At 66.1% G+C, this 289-nt stretch carries 1 protein-coding gene; it reads left to right on the top strand.

The window, feature by feature from the left end:
* Positions 1 to 289, top strand: a 289-nt coding sequence (locus PZC42_RS20835) for a methyltransferase domain-containing protein (protein WP_277213994.1), incomplete at both ends; no start/stop codon positions are given.

Here is a 289-nt window from a genome sequence, read left to right as displayed (position 1 = left end):
TCGACGACATGGAGGGCGCGCGCGTGGTCGACTTTGGCAGCGGCTCGGGCATGGACACCTTCGTTGCGAGCCTGCTCACCGGGCCGACCGGCACCGTCATCGGCCTGGACATGACGGCCGCACAGCGCGCGGGCGTGCGCAACATCACCTACGTGAAGGGCTACATCGACGCGACACCGTTTGAAGATGGCAGCTTCGACGTGGTGATCAGCAACGGAGTGATCAACCTCGCGGTCGACAAGCAGGCGGTCTTCCGAGAAGCCGCACGCTTGCTGCGGCCGGGCGGTCA

The sequence above is a fragment of the Isoptericola croceus genome (assembly GCF_029382255.1).
Classification (GTDB): Bacteria; Actinomycetota; Actinomycetes; order Actinomycetales; family Cellulomonadaceae; genus Isoptericola; species Isoptericola croceus.
Note: the sequence above shows the minus strand (reverse complement) of the source record. Positions and strands in the feature narration are given on the sequence as shown.